Annotated in this window: 2 protein-coding genes; both read right to left on the reverse strand. The window is 68.2% G+C overall.

Annotation, left to right across the window (positions count from 1 at the left end):
- Positions 1–38: 38 nt before the first annotated feature.
- Positions 39–890, reverse strand: coding sequence for an IS3 family transposase (locus tag DW151_RS10370; protein WP_199570308.1), 852 nt, complete (start codon positions 888–890; stop codon positions 39–41).
- A gap of 20 nt (positions 891–910) precedes the next feature.
- The coding region (locus DW151_RS10375; protein ID WP_369832286.1) for a transposase at positions 911–1,455 on the reverse strand (545 nt) is incomplete at its 5' end.

Here is a 1,455-nt window from a genome sequence, read left to right on the forward strand (position 1 = left end):
TGAACTGCGCCCCGAAACTTGGACTGAATAAATAGCGACTACGCCGCAAGGGCCCGGCTCCGGAACTCCTCCGGCGTCAGGCCCTTCAATCTTACCTGCCTGCGCCGCGTGTTCCAATGGGCTATGTACCCTTCCAGGTCGCGCTTGAAGTCCTCGAAGCTGCCCCACTCCCTGCCGCGGTAGAACTCGTCCTTCACGTGGCCGAAGAGCTGCTCGGTGGCGGCGTTGTCGATGCAGTTCCCCTTGCGCGACATGCTCTGGGTGATGCCCGCCCCCTCCAGCCTGGAGGTGTAGGACTCGTGCTGGTACTGCCAGCCCATGTCCGAGTGCATGGTCGGTGCCGCCCCGTCGGGCAGGGCCTCGAGGAGCCGGTCGAGCATCCTGTGCTGCTGGGCGAGGTCCGGCGAGGTCGATATGTCGCTCGCCACGATCTCCTTCGTGCAGAAGTCGAGCACCGGGGCCCAGTAGGCCTTGGCGCCGGCGACCTTGAACTCGGTGACGTCGGTGCCGAGCTTCTGCCACGGCCCCTCGGCGCCGAAGTCCCTCGCGATGACGTTCTCGAACGTACTCCCCACGAGCCCCCTGTAGGAGCTGTACCGGCGGCGGGAGCCCCGGCGGCGTATCCCGCACCGGATGCCCATCTCGCGCATCATCTTGAGCACGGTCTTGTCGGCCACGACCGCGCCCAGCTCGGCGCGCAGGCACATGGCTATCTGCCGGTGCCCGCAGCCGTTGGCGGTGCGCGAGAATATCTCGGCCGCGGCGTCGCGCAGCTCGGGCCTGGTCGGCCTCCGCGGGTGCGCCAGCGCGTAGTAGTAGGTCGACCTCCTGAGCCCCGAGCACTCCAGCAGGTGGCGCAGGGAGTGCCCCTCCGCCCTCAGCGCCCTCACCGCCTCGGCCGCCGCCCTGGTCAGAGCCCGTCCCGCTCGACCAGGGCGCGCAATTTTTTTAGGTAGGCGACCTCGGCCTCGAGCCTGCGGCAGCGCTCCTCGAGCTCCTGCTCGCGGGTGCGGGCCCGGGGTTTCGACCTCGACCCCCTCGGCCTGCCCTTCGGTCCGGGCCGCAGCGCCTCGGCGCCGCCCTCGCGGTAGAGCCTGCACCAGCGCTCCAGCGGGGACTTCGACCTGATCCCGAACTCGGCCATGGCGTCGGTCTTCGCCATCCCGCCGTCGACCACGGCCGACGCCGCGGCGACCCTCTGCTCGAATGTGTACCTGGATTGTTTCCCGCCCATGGACAGCAGCGCCTCGCTTCCGAACGCCCGGTATACCCACTGCCATTCTCTCACGGTCTCGCGGGGGACGGACAGGGCCTCGGCCGCCGGCTTGCAGCCGACGCCGGCGTCGAAGAGCTCGACGGCCCGCCTCCTGGACTCCAGGTCGTGCTTCACCCTGAGGTCTATACTCATGGAAAACCTCCCATTTCCCGATGTCCAAGAAATGGGAGGCAGTTCAC

This window comes from Collinsella sp. AM13-34, from assembly GCF_003473055.1.
Classification (GTDB): domain Bacteria; phylum Actinomycetota; class Coriobacteriia; order Coriobacteriales; family Coriobacteriaceae; genus Collinsella.